The organism is Pseudomonadota bacterium, from assembly GCA_027624715.1.
Classification (GTDB): Bacteria; Pseudomonadota; Gammaproteobacteria; order Burkholderiales; family Eutrophovitaceae; genus Eutrophovita.
In genome coordinates this window covers 58,585-83,346 of sequence record JAQBTV010000006.1, presented here as the reverse complement: position 1 = coordinate 83,346, position 24,762 = coordinate 58,585, and the positions used below count along the sequence as shown (strand labels likewise).

Sequence of the window (24,762 nt, the reverse complement as noted above, 5' to 3'; positions counted from 1 at the left end):
GTTTCGTGGTTAATCATTTATTCCCAAAGCGGCATTCAATACTGCACTTTGACGATTTGCCTGCAGTGCCGAATACCCACCTGCTGGTGACGCTGACGACGCTCTTAAGGCATAACTTAGCTTTTGTCCTTCCAACAGATGGCGTTCTATGTAGTGCTGAATCCTGTGCCAAGCACCTTGATTTCCCGGCTCTTCCTGACACCAAACCATCTCTTTTGCACCTCTATAAAAAGCTATCTGCGCTTTAAATAAATCATGCGGGAACGGATAAAGCTGCTCCAACCTAACAATCGCAACATGATCTATTTCACGCTCTTTACGCAGGGCAGCAAGTTCGAAATAAACTTTACCGCTACAGAACACAACTCGTTCAATCTTTGAGGGGTCGGTATTTAAGTCATCTGAAATTATGTTTTGAAATTCCCCATCTACAAGGTCGTCTAAAGAGGAAATAGATTCTTTATGGCGCAGTAAGCTCTTAGGACTGATAACGATCAGCGGCTTACGGTAGGGTCGAATCATTTGACGTCTCAACAAGTGAAACATTTGACTAGGCGTTGAAGGAATACAAATTTGCATATTGTAATCAGCACACAACTGCAAATAACGCTCAATTCTTGCCGATGAATGCTCAGGCCCCTGACCTTCATAGCCATGAGGCAGCATCATCACCAAACCACACATGCGTCCCCACTTAACTTCACCAGAAGCAATAAACTGATCAATGACGACCTGCGCCCCATTGGCAAAGTCACCAAATTGAGCCTCCCAAATCACAAGCTCATTAGGCTCAGTTGTTGCGTAACCATATTCAAAACCAAGTACGGCCTCTTCCGATAGCAGTGAATCGATCACCGAAAACGTAGGCTGTTCTTTATCAATATGCTCAAGTGGAATGTACACCCCATCGGTCGCACTCCGTCTTCTTTGGTCATGTAAAACAGCATGTCTATGAAAAAACGTTCCTCGACCACTATCCTGACCAGACAAACGAATACCGTACCCGGCTTTTAACAATGACGCATAAGCCAAATTTTCTGCCATACCCCAATCGAGTGGTAGCTGACCCTGTGACATCAAGCGACGATCACTAATCACTTTTTCTACGCGCGCCTGCAATACAAACCCCTCAGGCACAGTTGTAAGTTTTGCGGATAAAGCTTTAATCGATCTTAAAGTTAAGCTCGTTTTCGCTGAGTGCGTCCATGGAATATTTTGGTATACCGACCAATCAACCATATAAGGAGGTTTAAAATTCGACAAAATGGATTTATTTATATGATGCCCGCCATCCAACGCATCTCTAAAATGACTAATCATTGCCTCAGGCTCTCCAATCTGAACACAACCTTCAGCTAGTAACAAATCTGCGTATTTTTTTCGGGTACCCGGATGTCTATTAACTAAGCTATACATCCAAGGTTGCGTTACCATCGGCTCATCTTGCTCGTTGTGTCCGAGCTTTCTGAAGCAGACAAGATCAATCACTACGTCTTTTCCAAACTCCATCCGGTAGTCGAGAGCAATTTCTGTCACAAAGGATACCGCTTCAGGATCATCTCCATTGACATGAAAAACGGGAGCATCAATCATCTTCGCAATGTCACTACAATACATAGTAGACCGCATATCCCTTGGGTCAGAGGTTGTGAATCCAATTTGATTGTTGATAATAATATGTACCGTGCCCCCAGTTCGATAACCACGTGTCTGAGAGAGGTTTAAAGTCTCCATAACGACACCTTGCCCGGCAAAAGCGGCGTCCCCATGCAGCAACACAGGTAAAACTTCTTTGCCTTGAGCATCGTTGCGGCGATGTTGTCGAGCGCGCACTGACCCCTCGACAACTGGGTTAACAATTTCAAGATGCGAAGGATTAAACGCTAAAGAAACATGCATTGGTCCCCCTGGAGTCATCAAGTCCGAGGAAAAGCCCTGATGATATTTAACATCACCCGCAGGAAGCTGCTCTATCGACTTACCTTCGAACTGCGAGAACAGATCCTTCGGCATCTTGCCCAAGGTATTAACAAGCACATTGAGACGCCCACGATGTGCCATACCAATAACTGACTCTTTAACTCCTAGCTGGCCGGCTCGTTGTAGCAGGCGATCCAGTGACACAATGATACTTTCCGCGCCTTCAAGAGAAAATCTTTTTTGCCCGACATACTTGGTATGAAGATATTTTTCTAACGTTTCTGCTGCTGTCAGACGCTCGAGCAAATGAAGCTTGAAATCTGAAGAATATTGTGGATGAGCTCTTGGCCCCTCAAGTCGATTTTGAATCCATCGTTTTTGCTGTACATCACTGATGTACATGTACTCTGCGCCAACCGGTCCACAGTAGGTATCTTGCAAGGCCTTCAAAATTTCTGACAAAAGCATTTTCTCAGGCCCAACAAAAGATCCTGTATTGAAGTTCTTATCAAGATCATCCTGGCCAAGGTCGTAGTGCTCAAGATTTAACTCAGGAATATCAGGTTTACTGAATCGATCTAGCGGATCTAGAGACGCCCGCCTCGAGCCTAAAAATCGATATGCGTTTATGAGTTGAAGCACTGAAACTTGCCTACGCTCGCTACTGACACCTCCCACAGGGCCATTAGCCCAAGGGGTTGACACCCTGTTGTCTCTATACCCAACAAATGACTTAACAATCTGATGATGCGAAATGTCCCTGCCTAGACCTGTGTTTTGCAAGCCATCAAAATAATTTTTCCAATCTGCCGGAATTGACCTAGGGTCCTCCAAGTAAGAGTCATATAACTCTTCTACAAATGCGGCATTGGTACCGAACAGGTGAGAACTACCACCAAACTCCTTCATCATAAGTTATCCACCCGAAGGTCTGTTGTTAATGTACATACTGGAGAAGTTATCGTTGTTGAATTGATCTCACATCCCTTCGGCCTTTACCGACATATAACTGCCTTGGGCGACCGATTTTTTGATCGGAATCAGAAATCATTTCATTCCATTGAGCAATCCATCCGACGGTACGCGCAAGAGCAAAAATACATGTAAACATGTTTGTTGGAATCCCCATCGCCCGCTGGACGATACCTGAATAAAAATCAACGTTTGGATACAACTTCTTCTCAACAAAATAGTCATCCTCTAACGCGATACGCTCAAGTTCCATTGCAAGCTTGAATAGACGATCATTCTCCAAACCTAATTCACCTAAGACCTCATGACACGTCTCCCTCATCAATTTAGCTCTAGGGTCATAGTTTTTGTAAACGCGATGACCAAAACCCATCAACCTAAATCCTGAATTTTTATCCTTAGCCTTTTTGATGTATTCACCAACCCGAGACACATCTCCAATCTCTTCCAACATATCTAAACACGCCTCGTTTGCACCGCCATGAGCCGGCCCCCAAAGGCAAGCGATTCCTGCGGCAATACATGCAAAAGGATTTGCTCCAGATGATCCAGCAAGACGTACAGTCGATGTTGATGCATTTTGCTCATGATCAGCATGCAATATAAAAATACGATCTAACGCTCGCGCTAAAGTTTCGTTAACTTTGTACTCTTCCGAAGGAACCGAAAATAGCATTCGCATAAAGTTAGCCGAGTAACTCAACCCATTATCGGGATATACGAAAGGCTGACCAACCGAGTACTTATACGCCATGGCTGCAAGTGTTGGGATTTTGGCAATCAGACGAAATGCTGAAAGCTCTCGATGTGCCGAGTTATCCAAATCTAATGAATCGTGATAAAAAGCCGAGAGGGCACCAACCGTACCAACCAAGATTGCCATTGGATGGGCATCACGTCGAAAGCCTTTAAAAAAACTATTAATCTGATCATGAACCATGTTACGTCGCATGACCATAGAATCAAATTTTGTTTTTTCTTCGGTATTAGGTAACTCGCCATTTAACAAAAGGTAACAAACCTCAAGGAAATCACAATACTTAGCGAGCTGCTCGATAGGATATCCCCGATAGAGTAAAACACCCTCGTCCCCATCAATATATGTAATCGCCGATCGGCAACTCGCAGTCGACAAAAATCCTGGATCATATGTAACTTTTCCCGTCTTGCTAAGGAGCGCTCGGATATCCAACGCGTCCGGACCCATAGTCCCGCTATGAATAGGAAAATCGATACTTGCTTCTCCGTTCGGGAAAACTAGATTTGCCTTTCTATCAGACATCACATACCCCTTTTATTTTACTCATGATAAGGTCTAGACCTTATACCTTTATCCGTTGCTCTGCGTTTTAATCTCAAACCTATTTACGCATTAAATTAACTAATTCCGCGAACTCTTCATCATGTGTGTCTGCTCGACCCATCGCAAGGTCCAATAAATCGTTATCTTGAAGCCCTAACAAACGATTAAACGTTTCTCGTTGATCTGCCCCTAATGATCGGTAATCTTCATCAAGAAATCTTTGTAAAACAAGATCAAGCTCTAGCAATCCCCTGCGACAACTCCAACGTAATCTATCCATATCGCTCATAGACTGATGCCCTAAACCATCCTCTTGACGAGCATATCCTTGATTTTTCCTATCGCCTTTGTTGGATTCAACCCCTTAGGACACACATCTACGCAGTTCATGATTGAGTGACAACGGAATAATCGGTAAGGATCTTCAAGATTATCTAACCGATGACTCGACGATTGATCTCTTGAGTCGGCAAGAAATCGGTAAGCCTGAAGCAAACCGGCCGGTCCTACAAACTTATCTGGATTCCACCAAAAAGAAGGACATGCAGCCGAACAACACGCACACAAAATACACTCATACAGCCCATCTAATTGATCTCGATCTTTTGGTGACTGAAGTCTTTCTGTATCAGGAGCTGGGTCATCGTTGACCAAATAAGGCTTAACCGAATGGTATTGTTTAAAAAACTGTGACATATCTACAATCAAGTCACGAATAACAGGCAGTCCTGGTAACGGTCGTAATTCCACAGGTGACTTAAGAGTTGCCAGACTAGTAACACAAGCAAGTCCATTCTTACCATTGATGTTCATCGCGTCCGACCCACAAACACCCTCACGACACGATCGACGGATACTTAAAGAGTCATCTATCTCTTTAATGCGAATGAGTGCATCAAGCAACATCCTATCGGATGAACCAAGCTCTAACTCATATTCCTTCATGTAAGGCTTCGCATCTTTGTCTGGATCGTATCGATAAATTCTAAATAACATGACATATACCTCTTTACTAAATAATTTAGACTTGATTAATAAGTACGGACCTTTGGCTCAATAGTTTCTGCAGTTAGCGGACGCATGTGAACAGGTTTGTAATCCAATCGATTCCCCTCTTTAAACCAAAGAGTGTGCTTCAACCAAGTCTCGTCATCTCTTTCTGAAAAATCTGCTCGATCATGAGCGCCTCTGCTTTCTTTCCGCGCCTCTGCAGACACAAGAGAAGCCACCGCAACCTCGATTAAATTATCTAACTCTAACGCCTCAATTCGAGCGGTATTGAATACCTTGCTCTTATCAGAAATCTGCGTTCTCATAACCCGTTGCTCGACCTCTTTAATGCCAGCAACTCCATTAACAAGCAAATCAGGGAAACGGAAAACACCACAATTTCTCTGCATTGTTTGTCGGAGCGCTGCCCCAACCTCAAAAACAGATTCACCGTTAGTTTGGTTATTCAACCGATCCAATCGTTGACGAGTCAAATCACCAGCATCACGAGGCAAGTCTTTATGCTCGAGATTTTGTCTTAAAAATTCAATAGTCGAATTACCCGAAGACTTACCAAACACCAGCAAGTCAGTGAGCGAGTTCGTTCCAAGTCGATTAGCACCATGAACCGATGTGCAAGCACACTCACCTGCCGCAAATAACCCAGGCACAATCGCCTCCTTATCTTCTCCCGATGGGGAAACCACTTCGCCACGGTAGTTAGTAGGAATACCACCCATCATGTAATGACACGTTGGCACCACGGGAATTGGATCTTTGACTGGATCAACATTAGCAAATTTCTTAGCAATTTCGCGAATCCCCGGCAATTTACTATCGATTAACTCTTCACCTAAATGATCAAGCTTTAGCATTAAATGATCCGCATTATCGCCACACCCTCGCCCGTCCTTGATCTCGGTCGCCATCGCGCGAGAAACCACATCACGAGACGCTAAATCTTTCGCATTAGGCGCATACCGCTCCATAAATCGTTCGCCATTCTTGTTTACGAGATACCCTCCTTCTCCACGCACACCCTCCGTGATTAATACACCCGCTCCAGCAACACCTGTAGGATGGAATTGCCAAAACTCCATATCCTCAAGAGGTATACCCGCCCGAGAGACAATACCGAGCCCATCACCAGTATTAATAAATGCATTCGTACTTGACTCATACACTCGCCCCGCTCCGCCTGTAGCAAATAATACTGCCTTCGAGTGAAATATAAATACTTCGCCTGTTTCCATTTCCATAGCGGTAACACCTACTGCTTGCCCCGATGAGTCGCGTATCAAATCAAGCGCCATCCACTCAACAAAGAAATGGGTATTGGATCGTACATTTCTCTGATACAGCGTATGTAACATCGCATGGCCTGTTCGATCTGCCGCACAACAAGAACGCTGACTTGGTGGACCTGCTCCAAAATTTTGCATGTGCCCGCCAAACGGGCGCTGATACACTGATCCATTTTCATTTCGATCAAAGGGCATCCCAAAATGCTCTAACTCAATCACACTCTTCGGTGCTTCGCGACACATAAACTCAATCGCATCCTGATCCCCGAGCCAATCTGACCCCTTCACGGTATCGTACATGTGCCAATGCCAGCTATCCTTACCCATATTTGATAACGCAGCCCCAATCCCGCCTTGCGCTGCAACCGTATGGGAACGTGTAGGAAAAACTTTAGAGAGCACAGCGACCTTACAACCCGCTTCTGCTAATTGAAGTGCAGCTCTCAATCCAGCACCACCGGCACCAACAATTACGGCATCAAATTTTCTTACTGGATAAGACATCTATACACTCCACAAAATTTGAATGGTCCATAGAGCGTAAGCAATCAGAACCAATATCGTTAAAACTTGAAGACCAAGACGCACCGCCGTGCGCTTGATATAGTCCATAAAAACATCTCTGACGCCAATCCATGCGTGCCAAAAAAGACTAAAGAAAAATAAAAGTGTGATGGTTTTCATCCACTGAGATTGAAACATGTAGCTCCACTCAAAGTAATCTTTGGGGCAGGTGATGAGGTAAACAATTCCAAACACAATCGTATACACAGCCATGATAGCCGCCGTTACTCGTTGGACCAACCAATCCTTTAGCCCGTAGTGCGCTCCGGTAACAATTCGATTTACCATATGCTGGCTCCAAAAATAAGTGTGAGGACTACACTCAAAACCAATACCGCAGCGCTCGATTTTCGTGCCGTCGAGAGATCTGTACCAACATGCACATCAAGAAGCAAGAACCGAATGCCCGCTATGGAATGATGTGTAAAAGCCCAGGCTAGACCAATGACCACCGTTTTTCCCAGCCAACCAGTTAAGCATTTTGCTGCCTGTGCATATCCCTGCGGGGACTCCAAACTTAGCGATAAGACACCTAAGAGCACACCGAGCATCAATAGCATGCCCAAACCACTCACGCGATGAAGGATCGAGACAAATCCTGGAAGGGGTAACCTGATCTTAGTGAGGTCTAAGTGTTTTGGCCTCAGTTTTGTATTCATAGCAATCAGTTCCTTATTTTTTATCAACAACCACTTATTAGATGATTTGATTTCTATAATGATGATTAGAGGTATTGCAATAACTGCGCCTCAATTCAACAGGTTGATCGCCGTATGTATAGGCAATGCGATCAACCCTGAGTAGGGGCGAGCCGTCAAGCAAACCCAATCGGTCAACAATTTCGCCTTCTCCTAAAACTGCCTTTACCCGCTCCTCCACATGGAGAATTCTTAATCCGAATTCAGCCTCATACATGCTATAAAGCATGCAGTTATGAGCTAACAGCATTTTTTCTTCGATCACCTCAAACAGTTGGCCAGTGAGGCGAATTTCTTCATAAATCGTTTGAACTCCTTCTGGAGCTAAAATTCTTCGAATTAACCAACCGGTTGATCCTGCAGCGACTAGCAAGTTCGAAGCAGACAACTCATCTAGTTTGATTCTCCAAAAATCAATTAAATTTGCACTGACATCCATAACTGGCCCAACGTCTGGGGCAAGCCGTAAAAACGGAAATTTTGTGGGCTCTATTTGATGGGAAGCGACAAAAGTGCCTCTACCTTGATGCCGAACAACCAATTTTTGGGTGGCAAGATCGGAAATCGCTTTTCTCACGGTACCTTGGCTGACGTTATAACGTTGCGCAAGCTCAAATTCGCTAGGAATTGACTGTCCTGGCGCCCACTCACCAGACCTTAAAGCATCTGTAATCAGACGCTTAATTTGACGATATAAGGGCACGTAGCCCGCATTAGTTTTGCTCTGAAGCTCCATGATAAGCACATTCTAGTCCCAATTTAAGGATTTATCTACAACAATTACGGCTATTCTTATGTCTTATATAAGACTTGTTGACGGGACGTTAATGCGAAATGTACAATACGATACGGAAAATGACATTTACGTGGCTTATTTTTTAAGGGCGCCAAAATAAGCCTAAGGTCGTAAAATGCAGGTCTGCACTGCCAAATGTTGATGGCGGCAGACCATAGAACCCACGTAGCATAAAACTTAAGTCACACAAACATTAAAGGAATAAGTACAGATGAAGAAGCCCATCAGAGTCGCTGTTACAGGCGCTGCAGGCCAAATCGGCTATAGCCTATTATTCAGAATTGCTTCGGGCGAGATGCTCGGAAAAAATCAACCAATCATCCTGCAACTGCTCGAGATTACACCAGCACTTAACACGCTTAAAGGTGTCGTTATGGAGCTAGAAGACTGTGCCTTCCCGCTCTTAGTAGGCATTGTTCAGTCTGACGATCCAATGGTAGCGTTTAAAGATATCGATATCGCAATTCTGGTTGGTGCTCGACCTCGATCAAAGGGCATGGAAAGAAAGGACCTCTTAGAGGCCAATGGCGCGATATTCACCGTGCAGGGACAAGCACTCAATGCTGTAGCGAGTCGGACTGTCAAAGTACTCGTCGTAGGGAATCCGGCCAATACCAACGCTTACATCGCAATGAAGAGCGCTCCCGACCTCCCAAGCCGCAACTTCACAGCAATGTTGCGTCTCGACCATAACCGTGCCCTCTCCCAACTATCCACTAAGAGTGGCCTAAGCGTTGATTCAATCAAGCAGTTGATCGTCTGGGGCAATCATTCCCCAACGATGTACCCCGATTATCGGTTCGCGACCATAAACGGTAAACCTGCACCAGAAGTCATTGGTAATCAGGACTGGTACGAGAATACATTCATCTCAACAGTAGGCAAACGAGGAGCCGCAATCATTGAGGCGAGAGGCTTATCATCAGCCGCTTCCGCCGCGTCCGCAGCTATCGATCATGTCCGAGATTGGGTTCTAGGCTCTGCAGGAGAATGGACGACTATGGGTGTTCCTTCTGACGGTTCTTACGGCATTCCAGAGGGGGTAATCTACGGGTTTCCCACTATCTGTGCAAACGGTGATTACCAGATCATCCCAGAACTAAACATCGATGAATTTAGTCGTTCAAAAATGAGTAGCACGCTTCAGGAACTTGAAGAAGAACGTGGTGCGGTAAGTCACTTATTCGAAAGAGGTTAATTAAGATGGCCCATCCTGTTTTATTAGCTACTCAAAAATCGGACTGGAGTCCAATCTCCCATAAAAACGAAATGCATGGCCGGGCGAGCTATCGGTACTTTTGGAATTTACTCCGAAAGGCTTATCTCAATGGCGGGTTCAATATTGAGCAAGCAAAAAGCTCGTTTTTTAATGAAATACATTAAGGACAAATCATGACCATCTCTTCGCAAGGTAAAAAATTTAGAGAAGCAATCGATGCTGAGCAACCCCTACAGGTTATTGGTGCGATAAATGCATACCACGCACGTCTTGCAGAGCAATCTGGATATAAGGCTATATACCTTTCGGGAGGCGGCGTAGCCGCGGGTTCTTTAGGCATTCCTGACCTTGGCATTTCTTCTCTAGATGATGTTCTAACTGACGTCAGGCGTATTACAGATGCCTGCTCTTTACCCCTCCTCGTCGATGTAGACACCGGCTTCGGTGGTGCATTTAATATTGCGAGAACAGTAAAGTCTTTAATAAAATTTGGTGCCGGCGCCATGCACATCGAAGATCAAGTCCAGAACAAACGATGCGGGCATCGCCCTAACAAGGAAATTGTTTCAAAGGGTGAATTCATCGACCGAATAAAAGCGGCAGTAGACGCACGAATAGATCCTGACTTCGTGATCATGGCCCGGACAGACGCGCTTGCAGTTGAAGGGTTGGATGCGGCTATTGAACGAGCTTGTGCGTGTGCTGAAGCTGGAGCAGACATGATATTTCCTGAAGCCATGACTGAGCTCGGCATGTATCAAAAATTTGCAGATGAAGTTAAGGTCCCCATTTTGGCTAATATCACAGAATTTGGACATACTCCCTTGTTTACGGTTGAGGAATTAAGGTCCGTAAATGTGGGGCTTGTTCTTTATCCGCTATCTGCTTTTCGGGCTATGAATCAAGCCGCGCTTAATGTCTATCAAACCGTACGCAAGGAGGGGACGCAAAAATCTGTCCTCGACACCATGCAAACGCGGGACGAACTATATGACCATCTCGATTACCATCAATACGAAAAAAAGTTAGATGATCTTTTTGCGAAAGGAAATAATCATGAGTGAAAAAATAGAACACAAACCAAAACCAAAAAAATCAGTTGCATTGTCAGGGGTCCCTGCCGGCAATACAGCGCTCTGTACAGTTGGCCGGACAGGTGAAGACCTGCATTACCGCGGATACGACATATTGGATTTTGCTCAAGATGCCGAGTTTGAGGAAATTGCGTATCTATTAGTTTATGAAAAACTTCCTACAGTCTCCGAGCTAAAAAACTATAAGTCAAAACTAAAAGCACATCGTGGATTACCCAACAGCGTTAAGGCAATCTTGGAATGGATACCCGCATCAGCGCATGCTATGGATGTTTTAAGAACGGGCTGTTCTGCTCTTGGTGCCGTTTTACCTGAAAAAGAAGACCACAACGTCTCAGGCGCTAGAGACATTGCCGATCGATTGATGGCCTCCTTTGGATCTATGTTGTTGTATTGGTATCATTGGAGTCATAATGGTCGCCGAATTGAAACGGAAACCGATGACGATTCTATTGGTGGACACTTCTTAACTATGCTGCATGGAAAAGAGCCCTCAGAATCATGGGTTAAAGCAATGCACACCTCTTTAATCCTATATGCAGAACACGAATTTAATGCTTCAACCTTCGCTGGGCGTGTCATCGCGGGAACTTCCTCAGACATGTATTCATCAATTACTGGAGCAATTGGCGCACTTCGAGGTACTAAGCATGGCGGAGCAAACGAAGTAGCCTATGAAATTCAGCAGCGTTATCGCACCCCTAAGGACGCTGAAAAAGATATTAAGCAAAGAATTACGAATAAAGAAATTGTAATTGGATTTGGACATCCAGTTTACACAATCAGCGACCCAAGAAACAAAGTTATTAAAGAAGTTTCGCGTTCGCTGTGTAAAGAAAACGGAAATACGAACCTCTTCGATATAGCAGCTCGGATCGAAACAGTTATGTGGAACGAGAAGAAGATGTTCCCAAATCTCGATTGGTTCTCGGCGGTAAGTTACTCCCAAATGGGTATTCCAACATCAATGTTCACGCCCATCTTTGTAATGGCTCGAACATCTGGATGGGCTGCGCATGTTATTGAACAGAGAATCGATGGAAAAATAATCCGCCCAAGTGCAAATTACATGGGACAGGAGAATTTGAAGTGGATACCAATGGAAAAACGCAAATAATAAGAAGGCGATTGAGTGCTAAAAAAATAAAAAATTATTTGTTACGTATATTTTTTATTCACACATAATCTAAACAGGAATCTTTAATTCATGTCTGCACATATTTCAAATGTTCGCCCAAAACCCGACAAAGTCCTAGTTGATATCGCTAACTACGTGTCGAAAAAAGCGATCACCAGCAAACAAGCCTATGAAACCGCAAGATATTGTTTGATGGACACACTCGGTTGCGGTTTAGAAGCGCTGGAGTACCCCGCCTGTAACAAATTATTGGGACCAATTGTTCCAGGAACAATCGTTCCTAACGGAGCGAAAGTACCAGGTACTCAATTCCAACTCGACCCAGTTCAAGCCGCATTTAACATTGGCGCCATGATTCGTTGGCTCGATTTCAACGATACTTGGCTTGCTGCCGAATGGGGTCACCCATCAGATAATTTAGGTGGCATACTTGCTACAGCGGACTGGTTATCAAGAAATGCGGTAGCGGCAGGCAAAAAGCCTCTCAAGATGCAAGAGGTTCTGACCGCAATGATTAAAGCTCATGAAATCCAAGGCAGCTTGGCAATCGAGAATAGTTTTAACAAAGTAGGCCTCGATCATGTGGTACTTGTTAAGGTCGCCTCGACTGCGGTAGTAGCTAACATGTTGGGCTTGAACCAAGAAGAGATCATTAACGCAGTTTCACTGGCTTGGGTCGATGGACAATCATTACGCACATATCGTCATGCGCCAAATACAGGCTCTCGTAAAAGTTGGGCCGCTGGCGATGCAACCAGTCGGGCTGTGCGACTCGCATTCATAGCTAAAACCGGCGAGATGGGCTACCCATCAGTACTTAGCGCCAAAACATGGGGCTTTTACGACGTTCTATTCAAAGGGAAAGAGTTCAAGTTCCAACGCCCTTATGGTAGCTACGTTATGGAAAATGTTCTATTTAAGATATCTTTTCCTGCTGAGTTCCATTCGCAAACTTCAGTTGAGTGTGCCATGCAAATTCACGAACTTCTTAATAAGACCGGCAGAAATGCTGATGACATTAAGAAAATAACCATTCGTACGCACGAAGCGTGTATCCGCATCATCGATAAAAAAGGCCCGCTGAATAATCCGGCTGATCGAGATCATTGCATACAATATATGGTCGCCGTTCCTATTCTCTATGGTCGATTGACGGCTTCAGATTACGAGGACACTGTTGCTTCCGACCCGCGCATTGACAAGCTACGAGACAAGATTATTTGTATTGAAGACAAAAAATTCACCGAGGATTATCATGATCCAAGGAAACGCTCAATTGCTAACGCGCTCACAGTCGAATTTAAGGATGGCATCAAGCTCAAAGAAATTGTCTGCGAATACCCGATTGGCCATAAACTAAGACGTAAGGAAGGCATGCCGGTACTGGTGGAAAAGTTCAAAACGAACTTAGCTAGAAAATTTCCTGCAAAACAACAAAAATTAATTCTTGATCTTTGCCTCAATAGCAAAAAGCTAGCCGAGACACCGGTCCATGAATTTGTAGATATGTTTGTTATTTAAATATTCACCGTAAACCCACCTCGTTGGTGTCCGTGATAGTTTGCCGACGGGGTCATTATTGATATCTAGAATCTGGGGCTCGAAAGACATGGCACATAACCTGTTTAATTCTCGAAAAGAGTTTAAAATTAAAGACGGCAAGAAAGGATTTTATTATTCGTTGCCAGTATTGGAAAAATCAGGATTAGGAGACATCTCTAAACTACCTGTTTCTATACGGATAGTTCTTGAATCTGTCTTGAGAAACTATGATGGCGAGAAAATAACGAAAAAACATGTAAGCCAACTTGCTCAATGGAAGCCGAAAGGTAAACGCACCAACGAAATTCCATTTGTCGTATCAAGAATCCTCCTACAAGATTTTACAGGCGTCCCCTTACTCGCAGACTTAGCCGCTATGCGCCGAGTTGCAAAGTCGCTAAACAAAAATCCAAAGTCTATCGAGCCTCTAGTCCCAGTAGACCTAGTTGTTGATCACTCAGTACAAATTGATAATTATGGAAACAAATCCGCGCTAGGCGCAAATATGAAACTCGAGTTCGAACGTAACATAGAGCGCTATCAATTTATGAAATGGGGCATGCAAGCTTTTGACACGTTTAAAGTAGTACCTCCAGGCATTGGCATCGTTCACCAGGTTAACCTTGAATACCTCGCACGGGGTGTTCACAAAAAAAATAAGGTTTATTATCCTGACTCCTTGGTTGGAACCGACTCACATACCACAATGATCAACGGCATTGGTGTTGTCGGTTGGGGAGTGGGAGGCATCGAAGCGGAGGCCGGTATGTTAGGCCAGCCAGTATACTTTCTTACACCAGATGTCGTCGGCGTTAACCTAAAAGGAAAGCCACGGTTTGGCGTTACTGCAACAGACTTGGTACTGACTATTACCGAAATGCTGCGCGAAGTCAAAGTAGTCGGCAAGTTCGTCGAATTTTTTGGTGATGGAGCAGCTTCATTAGCAGTCACTGACCGAGCGACTATTGCCAATATGGCACCCGAATACGGCGCAACAATGGGATTCTTCCCAGTCGACAAAAAGACCGTAGATTTCTTACGCTATACCGGCCGTACAGAAGATGAAGTAACCGAGTTCGAGAATTATTACCGAGCTCAAAACATGTTTGGTATGCCAAAAAAAGGAGATATCAAGTACAGCGATGTCATCGAGCTTGATTTGTCAAAAGTTGAACCTTCGTTGGCTGGGCCAAAACGTCCTCAAGATCGAATTCGATTAGGTGACGTGGCTTCAAAATTCGAGCTATTGTTTTCTGCACCTGTCGCTTCTGGCGGCTTCGATAAAAATAAGAGTGAACTCGATAAACGATATCGCACACAGAGTAATATCGACATTGGCTCTGGGGACGTTTTAATTGCCGCAATCACGTCCTGCACAAACACATCAAATCCAGGGGTATTAGTTGCCGCAGGGATTCTTGCAAAAAAGGCTGTAGAGAAAGGCCTCACCGTCAAAAAACATATTAAGACATCTCTCGCGCCAGGATCAAGAGTCGTAACCGAATATCTCACTAAAGCTGGTCTCCTCCCTTACCTAGAGAACCTTGGTTTCTACCTTGCCGGTTATGGATGTACAACGTGTATTGGTAATTCTGGACCTCTGGCTGAACCAATTGAAAATACGATTTTGAGCGAAGATTTAGTGTGCTCTGCAGTACTATCGGGTAATCGAAATTTTGAAGCGAGAATCCACCCAAATATTCGCGCAAACTTTCTAGCAAGCCCACCTCTCGTTGTTGCTTATGCAATTGCTGGGACTATGAAAAAAGATTTGATGAAAGAACCTCTCGGCTTGGGGAAAAAAGGGGAGCCCGTCTACCTCGGGGATATCTGGCCAAGCCCACGAGAAATCACAAATGCGCTGAAACACGCGACCGATTCGAAAACATTTAAAAAACTCTACAAGGATCTGGGAAATGCAACTCCCCTATGGAAAAAAGTACCCAGCGCTAGCGGGGAGGTATACAGTTGGCCCAAGTCAACCTATATTGCGGAACCCCCATTCTTTGAACGCTTCGGCATGAATCCTGTAGCCATTACAGACATCGTAGGTGCCCAAGCCCTAGGAATATTCGGTGATTCGGTTACAACCGATCATATTTCACCAGCTGGCTCCATCAAAGAAAGCTCACCTGCTGGTAAATATCTACTGCAAAACAAAGTAGCTAAAGCCGATTTTAATAGCTATGGCGCACGCCGTGGCAACCATGAAGTGATGATGCGTGGCACATTTGCTAATGTGCGGATAAAAAATTTGATGTTACCGCTGAATAAGGACGGCTCACGTATTGAAGGTGGCTATACAGTATTGCAACCTTCAGGCAAACAGATGGCTATTTATGATGCTGCCATGAGTTATCAAAAATCTAAAACTCCCACTGTTGTGTTTGGTGGCGAAGAATACGGCACGGGATCATCACGAGATTGGGCTGCAAAGGGCACTCAGCTATTGGGTGTTCGAGCCGTTATTGCCAAGAGTTTTGAAAGAATTCATCGGTCTAATCTTGTTGGTATGGGTGTGCTACCCCTTCAATTCAAAGGGAAGGACTCTGTTGAAAAACTCAGGATAACTGGTGAGGAAACCTTTGAGATATTAGGTATGGACAACCTAAAACCTCAACAGGATATGACGTTAGTTATTACGGCGAAAAATGGTAAAACTAGAAAAGTCACCTTACTTTCGAGGATTGATACCCCGATCGAAGTCGATTATTTCAAACACGGCGGAATACTTCCATACGTGTTGAGAGAACTACTCAACGCCGCCTAATGACAATATGACTCGACCGGATCTCAAATCACCTGTAGCTTGCCCCAAGAAGCCGTCGCAAGCTACGGTGATGCCAGAACCCATTGCCATGATTCGTGTGTCAAAACTTATGTCGGAACGCGGTATGTGTTCGAGAAGAGAGGCTGACGAATATATTGCCAACGGTTGGGTTATGGTGAACGGCAGTCGCGTGGAGGAGCTTGGCACACGAGCGCCTCATAATGCCAAAATCACACTCACACAGAAGGGGTTAGGCGTTAGTAAAATCACCATATTGATTAATAAACCCATTGGTTACGTATCCGGTCAAGCAGAAGACGAATATAAACCAGTCATTACATTGGTTAAACCTGAGAATCAGTTTTCTGAAGATAAATCAAAAAAAACATTTATTCGACAATATTTGAAGGGGCTAGCTCCGGCGGGACGCCTTGATATTGACACAACTGGATTGCTTGTCTTAACACAAGACGGAAGAATTGCCAAAAAATTAATTGGTCAAGACTCAGAAATTGAAAAAGAATATCTCGTCCGCGTCACTGGAACCCTGACAGACAGCGGCATGGAACTACTTCATCATGGACTTGAGTTGGACGGAAAAGCGCTGAAGCCGGCTAAAGTATCATGGATAAATGATGATCAACTAAGATTCGTCTTACGAGAAGGAAAGAAGCGGCAGATACGCAGAATGTGTGAATTTGTCGGACTAAGAGTTACTGGTCTCAAGCGGGTTCGCATAGGCCGAGTCACGTTATCAAAGTTACCAATAGGGCAATGGCGCTACCTTAATGACAATGAGTTTTTTTGAACCCTATGCGGGTTGTCTTCGATACAAACATATGGGTTGATTGGTTTTATTTCAATGACATCAATATAGCGCCCTTAAAAGCGCTCCAAAAACAAAAACATATTGAAATAGTCATCGATGATGCGTGCCTGAGTGAAGCCGTCTCAGTACTGAGACATACCCGATTCCTAGGAAAAAAAACTGAAGAATCGGTTATCGGAAATGACATCAAAGCGTTATGTACGTTTGTTGATACTCCAACTTTGGAGAATACAAAATACTGGTGTAAAGATCCGGATGACATAAAGTTTCTAAGTCTGGCTGGACACCATTCAGTTGCGTACCTCATCACCAAAGATCTCCACTTACTTAAACGAAAAAACAGACGGGTATTTGGAGACTACAAAATTAATTTTTCTATTGTCAACCCAAATACATTCAGAATAACCGTACAGGTCAAAATATAAATAATCGGATGTGTATGTTGCTGGTGATTTTAATGATCTCGTGATCCGACTAAAGACCTTTTCCAATTAACATGAGAAAAATAAACCAGCGTCTTTCCCGGGGTGCAAGCTAAGCTTTAACTTAACCTGTGAGCCGCCCAAACTGATAGTCTGAAATTGCCTCTTCGATTTCTTCTCGAGTACACATAACAAATGGCCCATGTTGTACTATGGGCTCATTAAGCGGCCTTCCTGCTAAGATCAAAAATCGTGCTCCATTTTTTGAAGCCATAATATCCACTGCATTTCCCTCAGTAAGAACTGCTGCAGAACGATGTACAAGCGATCTCCTCTCATCTCCGATCATAGCCTCCCCCTCATATACATAAACACAGCTGTTGTGCAGTAGAGGAAGAGCAACACTGAAGGTTTCACCTGCGGGTAGGTATACATCAAAAAAATATGGATCTGTCGCTAACGCATTTATTGGACCGTGTTTCAAACAACCATCATATTCAAACCGACCTGCAATAATACGTACAAGCCGACCCGTTACCTCGCTAAACTCGGGAATCAAAACGCTGGGTATCTCCTGATAAGTTGGCGGTTTCATTTTTGCGTAAGCTGGCAAATTAATCCACAACTGAAAACCACGCATCCGGCCCTCTGTTTGTTCTGGCATTTCAGAATGGATCACGCCCCGACCCGCACTCATCCACTGCACATCTCCGGGACCTATAACACCACTATTACCCATACTATCCGCGTGCCGCATAAAACCGTCAATCATATACGTTACGGTTTCAAAACCTCGATGTGGATGAGAGGGGAATCCGGGCAAGTAGTCCTTTGGATCATCCGAATAAAATTCGTCTAGCATCAAAAATGGATCTAATCGGGAAAGATGAGATGATCCAATACTACGCCTAAGTTTTACACCTGCACCATCCGTGGTCTCAATGGATTCAACAATACGATGTACCTTGCGCTTAATCAATCTATAAACCTCTCAATTTAATCGTAGAAAACCACAACATTTTCTATAGATTCTCGCTCTGTTCGATAAGCATTAACCGGATGTGTCTCCTCTCCATATCCAAAACTAATGCCACACAAAAAATTCCGGCTAACGTCAATTTGAACGTGTTGCCGTATTACATCGGGATAGTTTGCGACAGACGCCTGGGCAATTGTATTAATTCCAAGCTCTTGTGCCAAAAGCATGAAGGATGAAATATAGAGTCCACAGTCGAGTGCTCCGTAAAGGCCGAGCTCTTTAGGGGTTGAAATCAATAACGCATGTGGTGCACCGAAGAAATAAAAGTTTTCCAAGGCCTGAACCCTAGTTTTTTCAATATCGCCTTTTTCAATACCGATAGATTTATATAACTGTAAACCAGAAACTTTTCTTCGCTCTCTATATAAACCTAGATATTGCTCCGGAAATGCCAAATCTGGATTGGGAAGATTGCCCTCAGAAGCGAACTCAATTAACGAGTCACTGAGCCTCCTGAGCGACTCACCTGAAACGACATCGATAGACCAAGGTTGTGTATTACACCACGATGCAGTTTTTTGAGTAGTTTCTAATAAGCTATTTATCACAGTTCTCGACAATGTCGTGCTCAAGAATTTGCGGCAACTGTACCTACCCTCTAGGGCGTTTAGAACGCTCATTTTTCATTCCCTCTTGTCTCTGATATTCTTAACTCTTTAGACTTAGCATCCTTCCACACCTTCTTGCTCAGCACCTTAGGAGCCTTAGTCTTTAAATTTCCACTTTGAAGCCACCTGATTTGATTGAAACATATCATCCACAGGAATTTGATAACCCACGGTTAATCGATTTCCGGCGTTAGCCAGCGCTACGATTGCATTCAACTCCCCAAGGATCTCATCATCAAGCCCTTTTTTACGAGCTGCCGCATTGTGGCTATTAATACAGTAAGTGCAATTATTTGTGATACTGACTGCTAGATAAAGTAGCTCCTTAGTCAGCGGGTCCAACCGAGATGGTTTGATCATTACCTCTTTCATTTGGCCCCAGAACTGTTTCAGCAATAATGGATGTGAAGCTAACGCTCTCCATATGTTATTTACATAGTCAGATTGACGCGTGCTCATAATATCGTCAAAAATATCTCGAACTTCAGGTGTCGCATCTGCATAATTCACTAGATTGACTAACGAGTTTTTGGTCATTTGTATACATCCCCCTACTGATAAATGAGATTACTGATAAAGGTAAAATAATACGTTAATCTGGAGATTACATCACCTGACTTTAACAAAAAAAAACAAATTTTTCGATTCAATTAGAATAAGCGATCAGTACCCAAACTATCAATCGGAACAAAGTCGTGAAATTTTTCTTCGAAATATTCCCAATCATTATTTTCTTCGTTGTTTTTAAAAGCCACGGCATTATGGCCGCAACTGCTGCCGCAATCATAACGACCATTGCTCAAACAAGTTGGTCCTGGATGCGAAACAAGAAAATAGAGAAGATGATGATGATTAACCTGGGAATCATAGTAATTCTGGGTGGGGCAACTCTATTACTTAAAGACGAGACCTTTATTAAATGGAAACCCACGGCTCTTTATTGGACCTTTGCAATCGTACTCAGTCTTTCAAATCTGCTTTTTAAGAAAAATTTAATCCAGGCAATGATGGCTTCAAAAATGAAAATGTCCGACGCGCTTTGGAGTAAATTAAATCTTACTTGGGCGGGCTTCTTTTTGTTCATGGGCTTCGCGAACCTCTATGTAGCCTTTAACTTCGAGACGAATACGTGGGTTAACTTTAAATTGTTTGGAGGGATGGGATTACTTTTAATATTTGCATTAGGCCAAGCATTTATTTTAGCGAAACACATCACCCCAGAAGACGAATAAACTCGCGCATACATCATAGGCATGTGACTTAATCACTTAATCACTTAATCACCTAATCATAAAATCTATTTCACATGAATACGATCGACCAAATTAAGCAAAGGCTAACTTCATTACAACCGACCACAATCGATATTTTTGATGACTCAGCCTCACATATTGGGCACGCCGGCGTTCAGGCAACTGGCGGCGGACACTATGAATTAACTATCGCATCTCCCATGTTTTCCGGAAAAGTAAGCGTACAACGACATAGAATGATCTACGACTGTTTGTCAGATCTTATACCTGGAGTCATTCACGCTTTATCAATACGAGCCTTCGCACCTGAAGATTAATCAACAATCGAAATTTTCGATCAATAGAACGCTCAAAGCGACGATCAGTTAACCCAATATCTTGCATTACGGAACATAAACATCCAGGCTCCATCCTCGTTCCAATCTTCTGGATGCCAGGAATTCTGAGCCGTTCTAAATACCCGCTCTGGGTGGGGCATCATAATCGTAAATCGGCCATCGCGAGACGTGAAGCCAGTCGCTCCATCTGACGAGCCGTTTGGATTAAATGGATACTGCTGGGACACCTCACCGTGGTTATCAACATAACGCATGGCCACATAAGACGTCGCTTGGATACTTTGCTGCTTAGTTTCAAATTCAATCCGACCCTCTCCATGAGATGTAACAACTGGAATTCTTGAACTGACCATATCTCTAAATAAAATTGAAGGGCTTGGCGTAATTTCTGTCATCACAAAGCGAGCTTCAAATTGCTCAGAGTTATTCTTAATAAAACGTGGCCAGTGTTCAGCACCAGGGATGATTTCACGAAGGTTAGACATCATTTGACATCCATTACAGACTCCCAACGCAAAACTATCTTCCCGTTTAAAAAATTCTGAGAATTCATCTAATGCTCTTACATTAAACAAAATCGATTTCGCCCAACCTTCACCAGCTCCGAGAACGTCCCCATAAGAGAAACCTCCACAAGCTGCTAAACCCTTAAATTTAGACAAAGAAGTGCGGCCAGAAATAATATCACTCATATGAACATCAATCGCGGAAAACCCCGCTCGATCAAAGGCCGCTGCCATTTCAATATGGCCATTGACCCCTTGCTCCCGCAGAATGGCTATTTTTGGCTTAACACCTATGTTAATAGCGGCAGACCGAGACGAATCATTGATATCAAACGTTAAATGCGCATGCAAACCTGGATCAGTAGTGTCCAAAATTCGATCATATTCTTGCTTAGCACATTCCGGATTATCACGCAGTGACTGCATATGAAAGGTAGTTTTAGACCATCTACGCTGAAGTAACCAGCCAAATTCATCTAGTAAAGGATTCCCGTTAGACGAAATTTCTAACGTCCCTTTATCATTGAGGCATCCAATTTTTTTAGTGTAATCAGCTAGTCCGTGAGAGTCCAAGATAGAACAAACCTCTAATTCGGCTTTATTATTTATTTGGATAATCGCTCCAAGCTCCTCACTAAAAAGTGCCGCAAGTTGTCTATTGTGATCCGCACCAACGTCTAAATCTACAGTTAAGCCCACATGCGATGCAAACATGCACTCGGCTAAGGTAACAATCACACCCCCATCTGATCGATCATGGTAAGCCAGAATTTTATTTTTCTCATTTAACTCCTGTATCGCCTTAAAGAAACTCTCTAAAATTTTTGCATCATCAAGATCAGGCACCTCTCCATGCTCCAAAAGATACACTTGATGCAAGATGGATCCCCCCATACGATTTTTACCACCACCCAAGTCAATTAAAATCAATTGGGTATTTAAATTCGGGTTGAGGACAGGCGTTAATGTTCTCCTAATATCGGAAACAGGTGAAAAGGCTGATATAACCAAAGAAACAGGAGAGACGACTTGTTTATCTTGTAGTCCTTCTCGCCAAGCTGTCCGCATTGCCATCGAATCCTTACCCACTGGGATGCTTATCCCAAGCTGAGGACAAAGCTCCAAACCGACGGCCGCAACAGTATCAAAGAGGTTAGCATCCTCGCCTTCAAAACCGGCAGGCGCCATCCAATTTGCTGATAATTTAATATTACTTAAATGGTCAATCTTTGCAGCTGCTATGTTTGTGATCGCCTCACCAACTGCCATTCTTCCAGAGGCTGGCCCATCCATAACCGCTACCGGGGCACGTTCACCAATTGCAAATGCCTCACCGACATACTCATCGAATCCCATAGCTGTAACCGCAACATTACTGACCGGAATTTGCCAAGGCCCTACAAACTGGTCTCTAGAACAAAGCCCTCCGACCGAACGGTCACCAATCGAAATTAGAAATGTTTTATCCGCCACAGCTGGAAATGAGAGCACTCGAGTAAGCGCTTCATCCAGCTTTATCCGCTGATATCTTTCGCTTTTTATCTCTATTTTTCTTCGTTTAACATCACGCGTCATCTTGGGTGGTTTACCCAAGATAACTGATAACGCGATGTCTACAGGTTTGTTGCCAAAATGAGAATCAAATACGTCAAGACGACCGTCTGCCGTCGCCTCTCCGAGCACCGCGAATGGACAGCGTTCTCTTTCACAAATTTTTTGAAACTCTTCAAAGCTTCCAGGATCAACCGCCAACATATAGCGCTCTTGCGATTCATTACTCCATATCTGCATCGGCGTCATTTCTGCTTCCTCAGATGGAATACGCCTTAAGTCAATACGAGCGCCACAATGTGCGTCATTTACTAATTCAGGGAGAGCATTAGAGAGCCCACCAGCTCCAACGTCATGTATCGACAAAATTGGATTATTCCGGCCTAACCCCCAACACCGGTCAATCACCTCCTGACACCGTCTTTGGATCTCTGGATTTCCCCTCTGAACAGAGTCAAAATCTAGATCAGCGCTATTCTGTCCGGTTGTCATACTGGAAGCAGCGCCTCCACCCATACCAATGAGCATACCCGGACCACCAAGCTGAACAATCAACGTACCCGCTTGGAATAATTTCTTTATAGATTGCTGATTCGTAATATTGCCCAAACCACCAGCCAACATAATTGGCTTATGGTATCCACGAACAACCCCCCTTATTTCTTGCTCATAGTTTCGAAAATACCCACAAAGATTGGGTCGTCCAAACTCGTTATTAAACGCCGCACTCCCAATAGGGCCTTCTAACATGATATCTAATGCCGAGGCAATACGATCCGGTTTACCTATCCCATTTGCCTCCCAGGGTTCACTCTCGCCCGGTATTCTCAGGTGAGAGACACTAAAGCCTACAAGACCCGCTTTAGGCTTCGCACCCCTACCCGTAGCACCTTCATCTCTAATTTCACCACCAGAACCAGTGGCCGCGCCCGAAAATGGTGAGATAGCTGTGGGGTGGTTATGTGTTTCCACCTTCATTAAAGTATGCTTCAGTTCATCTTCCACATGCCCATATCGACCATCTGGCATAGCCCTGAAGCTGCTAACCTTCGTGCCTTCCATAATTGCAGAGTTATCGGAATAAGCCACGATAGTGCCTTTTGGCGTCTTCCGGTGAGTCTCTCGAATCATGCCAAACAACGAATAATCTTGTACCTGACCATCGATTATCCAGGAAGCGTTGAAAATCTTGTGTCTACAATGCTCTGAGTTCGCTTGAGCGAACATCATTAACTCAACATCCGTAGGATCTCGACCAATTAGCTCAAAATTATGCTGGAGATAATCAATCTCATCCGTAGAAAGTGCTAAACCCATCTCTCTGTCACAATCCTCAAGCGCACTTCGGCCCTCTTTTAATACAGGAATTGTACGAAGAGGCTGCGGTTGAACGTGTCTAAAAAGTTTTTGCGCATCATGAATATCAACAAGGAGAGTTTCAGTCATACGATCGTGAACCATCGGCACAATACGCGTCAGGGTAGATTGTGCAACCGATTGATGTCTCTTCGTTTTGAAACTCCAGACTACACCACGCTCTATTCGTGACACTTCCAGAAGACCACAGGCTTTTGCAATATCTGTTGCTTTACTTGCCCAAGGGGAAATAGAGCCAAGTCGAGGAATCACAATAAAATCAGCAATATCGTCTACTAATTTTGACTCTTTGGGCCCATAGGAGAGAATTCGATCGAGCTGCATGACCTGTTCCGCAGAAAGTTGTTTATTCAACTCCACGAAATGCCAAAAAACTGCTGAGATCTCACCGATTTGCGGATCGATAGCCTGTACTTGTTTTAATAGTTTATCGAAGCGGAACTGAGAAAACGCTTGACGACCTCTTAGAAAAACGATTTCCGGCATGGATTCTATGATTTTAAGTAAGATATCTTCAAAACAAGATTAT

Annotated in this window: 20 protein-coding genes and 1 pseudogene; 9 read left to right on the top strand and 12 right to left on the bottom strand. The window is 43.9% G+C overall.

What is annotated here, in order from left to right:
• Positions 1–9: 9 nt before the first annotated feature.
• From O3A65_05660 to O3A65_05625, 8 genes are all read right to left on the bottom strand, one after another.
• Positions 10–2,832 carry a 2-oxoglutarate dehydrogenase E1 component gene (locus tag O3A65_05660; GenBank protein MDA1331956.1) on the bottom strand — a complete coding sequence of 941 codons (2,823 nt, stop codon included), beginning with the start codon at positions 2,830–2,832 and terminating at the stop codon, positions 10–12.
• Between the two features lie 46 nt (positions 2,833–2,878).
• Positions 2,879–4,174, bottom strand: a complete 1,296-nt coding sequence (gene gltA / locus O3A65_05655; GenBank protein MDA1331955.1) for a citrate synthase — start codon at positions 4,172–4,174, stop codon at positions 2,879–2,881.
• A gap of 79 nt (positions 4,175–4,253) precedes the next feature.
• On the bottom strand, positions 4,254–4,475 hold the full coding sequence (locus O3A65_05650) for a succinate dehydrogenase assembly factor 2 (protein ID MDA1331954.1): 222 nt from the start codon (positions 4,473–4,475) through the stop codon (positions 4,254–4,256).
• A gap of 20 nt (positions 4,476–4,495) precedes the next feature.
• Positions 4,496–5,191 carry a succinate dehydrogenase iron-sulfur subunit gene (locus O3A65_05645; protein MDA1331953.1) on the bottom strand — a complete coding sequence of 232 codons (696 nt, stop codon included), beginning with the start codon at positions 5,189–5,191 and terminating at the stop codon, positions 4,496–4,498.
• A gap of 35 nt (positions 5,192–5,226) precedes the next feature.
• Complete coding sequence (sdhA, locus tag O3A65_05640; GenBank protein ID MDA1331952.1) at positions 5,227–6,993, bottom strand: succinate dehydrogenase flavoprotein subunit; 1,767 nt, start codon at positions 6,991–6,993, stop codon at positions 5,227–5,229.
• Complete coding sequence (gene sdhD / locus O3A65_05635) at positions 6,994–7,341, bottom strand: succinate dehydrogenase, hydrophobic membrane anchor protein (GenBank protein MDA1331951.1); 348 nt, start codon at positions 7,339–7,341, stop codon at positions 6,994–6,996. It abuts the gene before it with no gap.
• Entirely contained in the window at positions 7,335–7,712 is a 378-nt protein-coding gene (gene sdhC, locus O3A65_05630) for a succinate dehydrogenase, cytochrome b556 subunit (GenBank protein MDA1331950.1), read from the bottom strand. Before sdhC ends, sdhD begins: the two co-directional genes overlap by 7 nt.
• A gap of 37 nt (positions 7,713–7,749) precedes the next feature.
• Complete coding sequence (locus O3A65_05625) at positions 7,750–8,487, bottom strand: GntR family transcriptional regulator (GenBank protein MDA1331949.1); 738 nt, start codon at positions 8,485–8,487, stop codon at positions 7,750–7,752.
• 271 nt (positions 8,488–8,758) lie between these two features.
• Between O3A65_05625 and O3A65_05620 the strand changes: the two genes are divergently transcribed.
• The 7 genes and pseudogenes from O3A65_05620 (at position 8,759) to O3A65_05590 (ending at position 17,564) form a co-directional block, all read left to right on the top strand.
• Entirely contained in the window at positions 8,759–9,745 is a 987-nt protein-coding gene (locus O3A65_05620) for a malate dehydrogenase (GenBank protein MDA1331948.1), read from the top strand.
• Between the two features lie 194 nt (positions 9,746–9,939).
• Positions 9,940–10,830 (top strand): methylisocitrate lyase, encoded by an 891-nt coding sequence (gene prpB, locus O3A65_05615; protein ID MDA1331947.1) that lies wholly within the window; start codon positions 9,940–9,942, stop codon positions 10,828–10,830.
• A complete protein-coding gene (gene prpC / locus O3A65_05610) occupies positions 10,823–11,977 on the top strand; it encodes a 2-methylcitrate synthase (GenBank protein MDA1331946.1) in 1,155 nt (384 codons plus the stop codon). Before prpB ends, prpC begins: the two co-directional genes overlap by 8 nt.
• A gap of 90 nt (positions 11,978–12,067) precedes the next feature.
• Positions 12,068–13,519: a bifunctional 2-methylcitrate dehydratase/aconitate hydratase gene (locus O3A65_05605; GenBank protein ID MDA1331945.1), complete on the top strand. Its 1,452-nt coding sequence runs from the start codon at positions 12,068–12,070 to the stop codon at positions 13,517–13,519.
• Between the two features lie 88 nt (positions 13,520–13,607).
• The gene (acnA, locus tag O3A65_05600) at positions 13,608–16,310 is read left to right on the top strand and encodes an aconitate hydratase AcnA (GenBank protein ID MDA1331944.1); all 2,703 of its coding nucleotides are present in this window, start codon (positions 13,608–13,610) and stop codon (positions 16,308–16,310) included.
• Positions 16,311–16,392: 82 nt separating this feature from the next.
• Positions 16,393–17,118: pseudogene (locus O3A65_05595) on the top strand (rRNA pseudouridine synthase).
• A 5-nt stretch (positions 17,119–17,123) separates the two neighbouring features.
• On the top strand, positions 17,124–17,564 hold the full coding sequence (locus O3A65_05590) for a putative toxin-antitoxin system toxin component, PIN family (GenBank protein MDA1331943.1): 441 nt from the start codon (positions 17,124–17,126) through the stop codon (positions 17,562–17,564).
• 121 nt (positions 17,565–17,685) lie between these two features.
• On the opposite strand, the gene O3A65_05585 is transcribed toward O3A65_05590, so the two are convergent.
• The 3 genes from O3A65_05585 to O3A65_05575 all read right to left on the bottom strand — a co-directional run bounded on the left by O3A65_05585 (position 17,686) and on the right by O3A65_05575 (position 19,745).
• Positions 17,686–18,540, bottom strand: a complete 855-nt coding sequence (locus O3A65_05585) for a pirin family protein (GenBank protein MDA1331942.1) — start codon at positions 18,538–18,540, stop codon at positions 17,686–17,688.
• A gap of 17 nt (positions 18,541–18,557) precedes the next feature.
• Positions 18,558–19,220: a nitroreductase gene (locus tag O3A65_05580; protein MDA1331941.1), complete on the bottom strand. Its 663-nt coding sequence runs from the start codon at positions 19,218–19,220 to the stop codon at positions 18,558–18,560.
• Positions 19,221–19,304: 84 nt separating this feature from the next.
• On the bottom strand, positions 19,305–19,745 hold the full coding sequence (locus O3A65_05575) for a carboxymuconolactone decarboxylase family protein (protein ID MDA1331940.1): 441 nt from the start codon (positions 19,743–19,745) through the stop codon (positions 19,305–19,307).
• Between the two features lie 158 nt (positions 19,746–19,903).
• Between O3A65_05575 and O3A65_05570 the strand changes: the two genes are divergently transcribed.
• Entirely contained in the window at positions 19,904–20,440 is a 537-nt protein-coding gene (locus O3A65_05570; protein ID MDA1331939.1) for a septation protein A, read from the top strand.
• A 74-nt stretch (positions 20,441–20,514) separates the two neighbouring features.
• Positions 20,515–20,778 (top strand): BolA family transcriptional regulator, encoded by a 264-nt coding sequence (locus O3A65_05565; GenBank protein ID MDA1331938.1) that lies wholly within the window; start codon positions 20,515–20,517, stop codon positions 20,776–20,778.
• 44 nt (positions 20,779–20,822) lie between these two features.
• Here O3A65_05565 and purL read toward each other — a convergent pair whose 3' ends face one another.
• On the bottom strand, positions 20,823–24,719 hold the full coding sequence (purL, locus tag O3A65_05560) for a phosphoribosylformylglycinamidine synthase (protein ID MDA1331937.1): 3,897 nt from the start codon (positions 24,717–24,719) through the stop codon (positions 20,823–20,825).
• Positions 24,720–24,762 lie beyond the last annotated feature (43 nt).

Coding starts and splice junctions, on each gene's coding strand:
- sdhC (MDA1331950.1), bottom strand. CDS start 7,712: ATGAATACAAAACTGAGGCCAAAACACTTAGACCTCACTAAGATCAGG.
- sdhD (MDA1331951.1), bottom strand. CDS start 7,341: ATGGTAAATCGAATTGTTACCGGAGCGCACTACGGGCTAAAGGATTGG.
- prpB (MDA1331947.1), top strand. CDS start 9,940: ATGACCATCTCTTCGCAAGGTAAAAAATTTAGAGAAGCAATCGATGCT.
- O3A65_05650 (MDA1331954.1), bottom strand. CDS start 4,475: ATGGATAGATTACGTTGGAGTTGTCGCAGGGGATTGCTAGAGCTTGAT.
- O3A65_05660 (MDA1331956.1), bottom strand. CDS start 2,832: ATGATGAAGGAGTTTGGTGGTAGTTCTCACCTGTTCGGTACCAATGCC.
- O3A65_05580 (MDA1331941.1), bottom strand. CDS start 19,220: ATGAGCGTTCTAAACGCCCTAGAGGGTAGGTACAGTTGCCGCAAATTC.
- sdhA (MDA1331952.1), bottom strand. CDS start 6,993: ATGTCTTATCCAGTAAGAAAATTTGATGCCGTAATTGTTGGTGCCGGT.
- O3A65_05625 (MDA1331949.1), bottom strand. CDS start 8,487: ATGGAGCTTCAGAGCAAAACTAATGCGGGCTACGTGCCCTTATATCGT.
- O3A65_05645 (MDA1331953.1), bottom strand. CDS start 5,191: ATGTTATTTAGAATTTATCGATACGATCCAGACAAAGATGCGAAGCCT.
- acnA (MDA1331944.1), top strand. CDS start 13,608: ATGGCACATAACCTGTTTAATTCTCGAAAAGAGTTTAAAATTAAAGAC.
- O3A65_05590 (MDA1331943.1), top strand. CDS start 17,124: ATGCGGGTTGTCTTCGATACAAACATATGGGTTGATTGGTTTTATTTC.
- O3A65_05565 (MDA1331938.1), top strand. CDS start 20,515: ATGAATACGATCGACCAAATTAAGCAAAGGCTAACTTCATTACAACCG.
- gltA (MDA1331955.1), bottom strand. CDS start 4,174: ATGTCTGATAGAAAGGCAAATCTAGTTTTCCCGAACGGAGAAGCAAGT.
- purL (MDA1331937.1), bottom strand. CDS start 24,719: ATGCCGGAAATCGTTTTTCTAAGAGGTCGTCAAGCGTTTTCTCAGTTC.
- prpC (MDA1331946.1), top strand. CDS start 10,823: ATGAGTGAAAAAATAGAACACAAACCAAAACCAAAAAAATCAGTTGCA.
- O3A65_05620 (MDA1331948.1), top strand. CDS start 8,759: ATGAAGAAGCCCATCAGAGTCGCTGTTACAGGCGCTGCAGGCCAAATC.
- O3A65_05605 (MDA1331945.1), top strand. CDS start 12,068: ATGTCTGCACATATTTCAAATGTTCGCCCAAAACCCGACAAAGTCCTA.
- O3A65_05575 (MDA1331940.1), bottom strand. CDS start 19,745: ATGACCAAAAACTCGTTAGTCAATCTAGTGAATTATGCAGATGCGACA.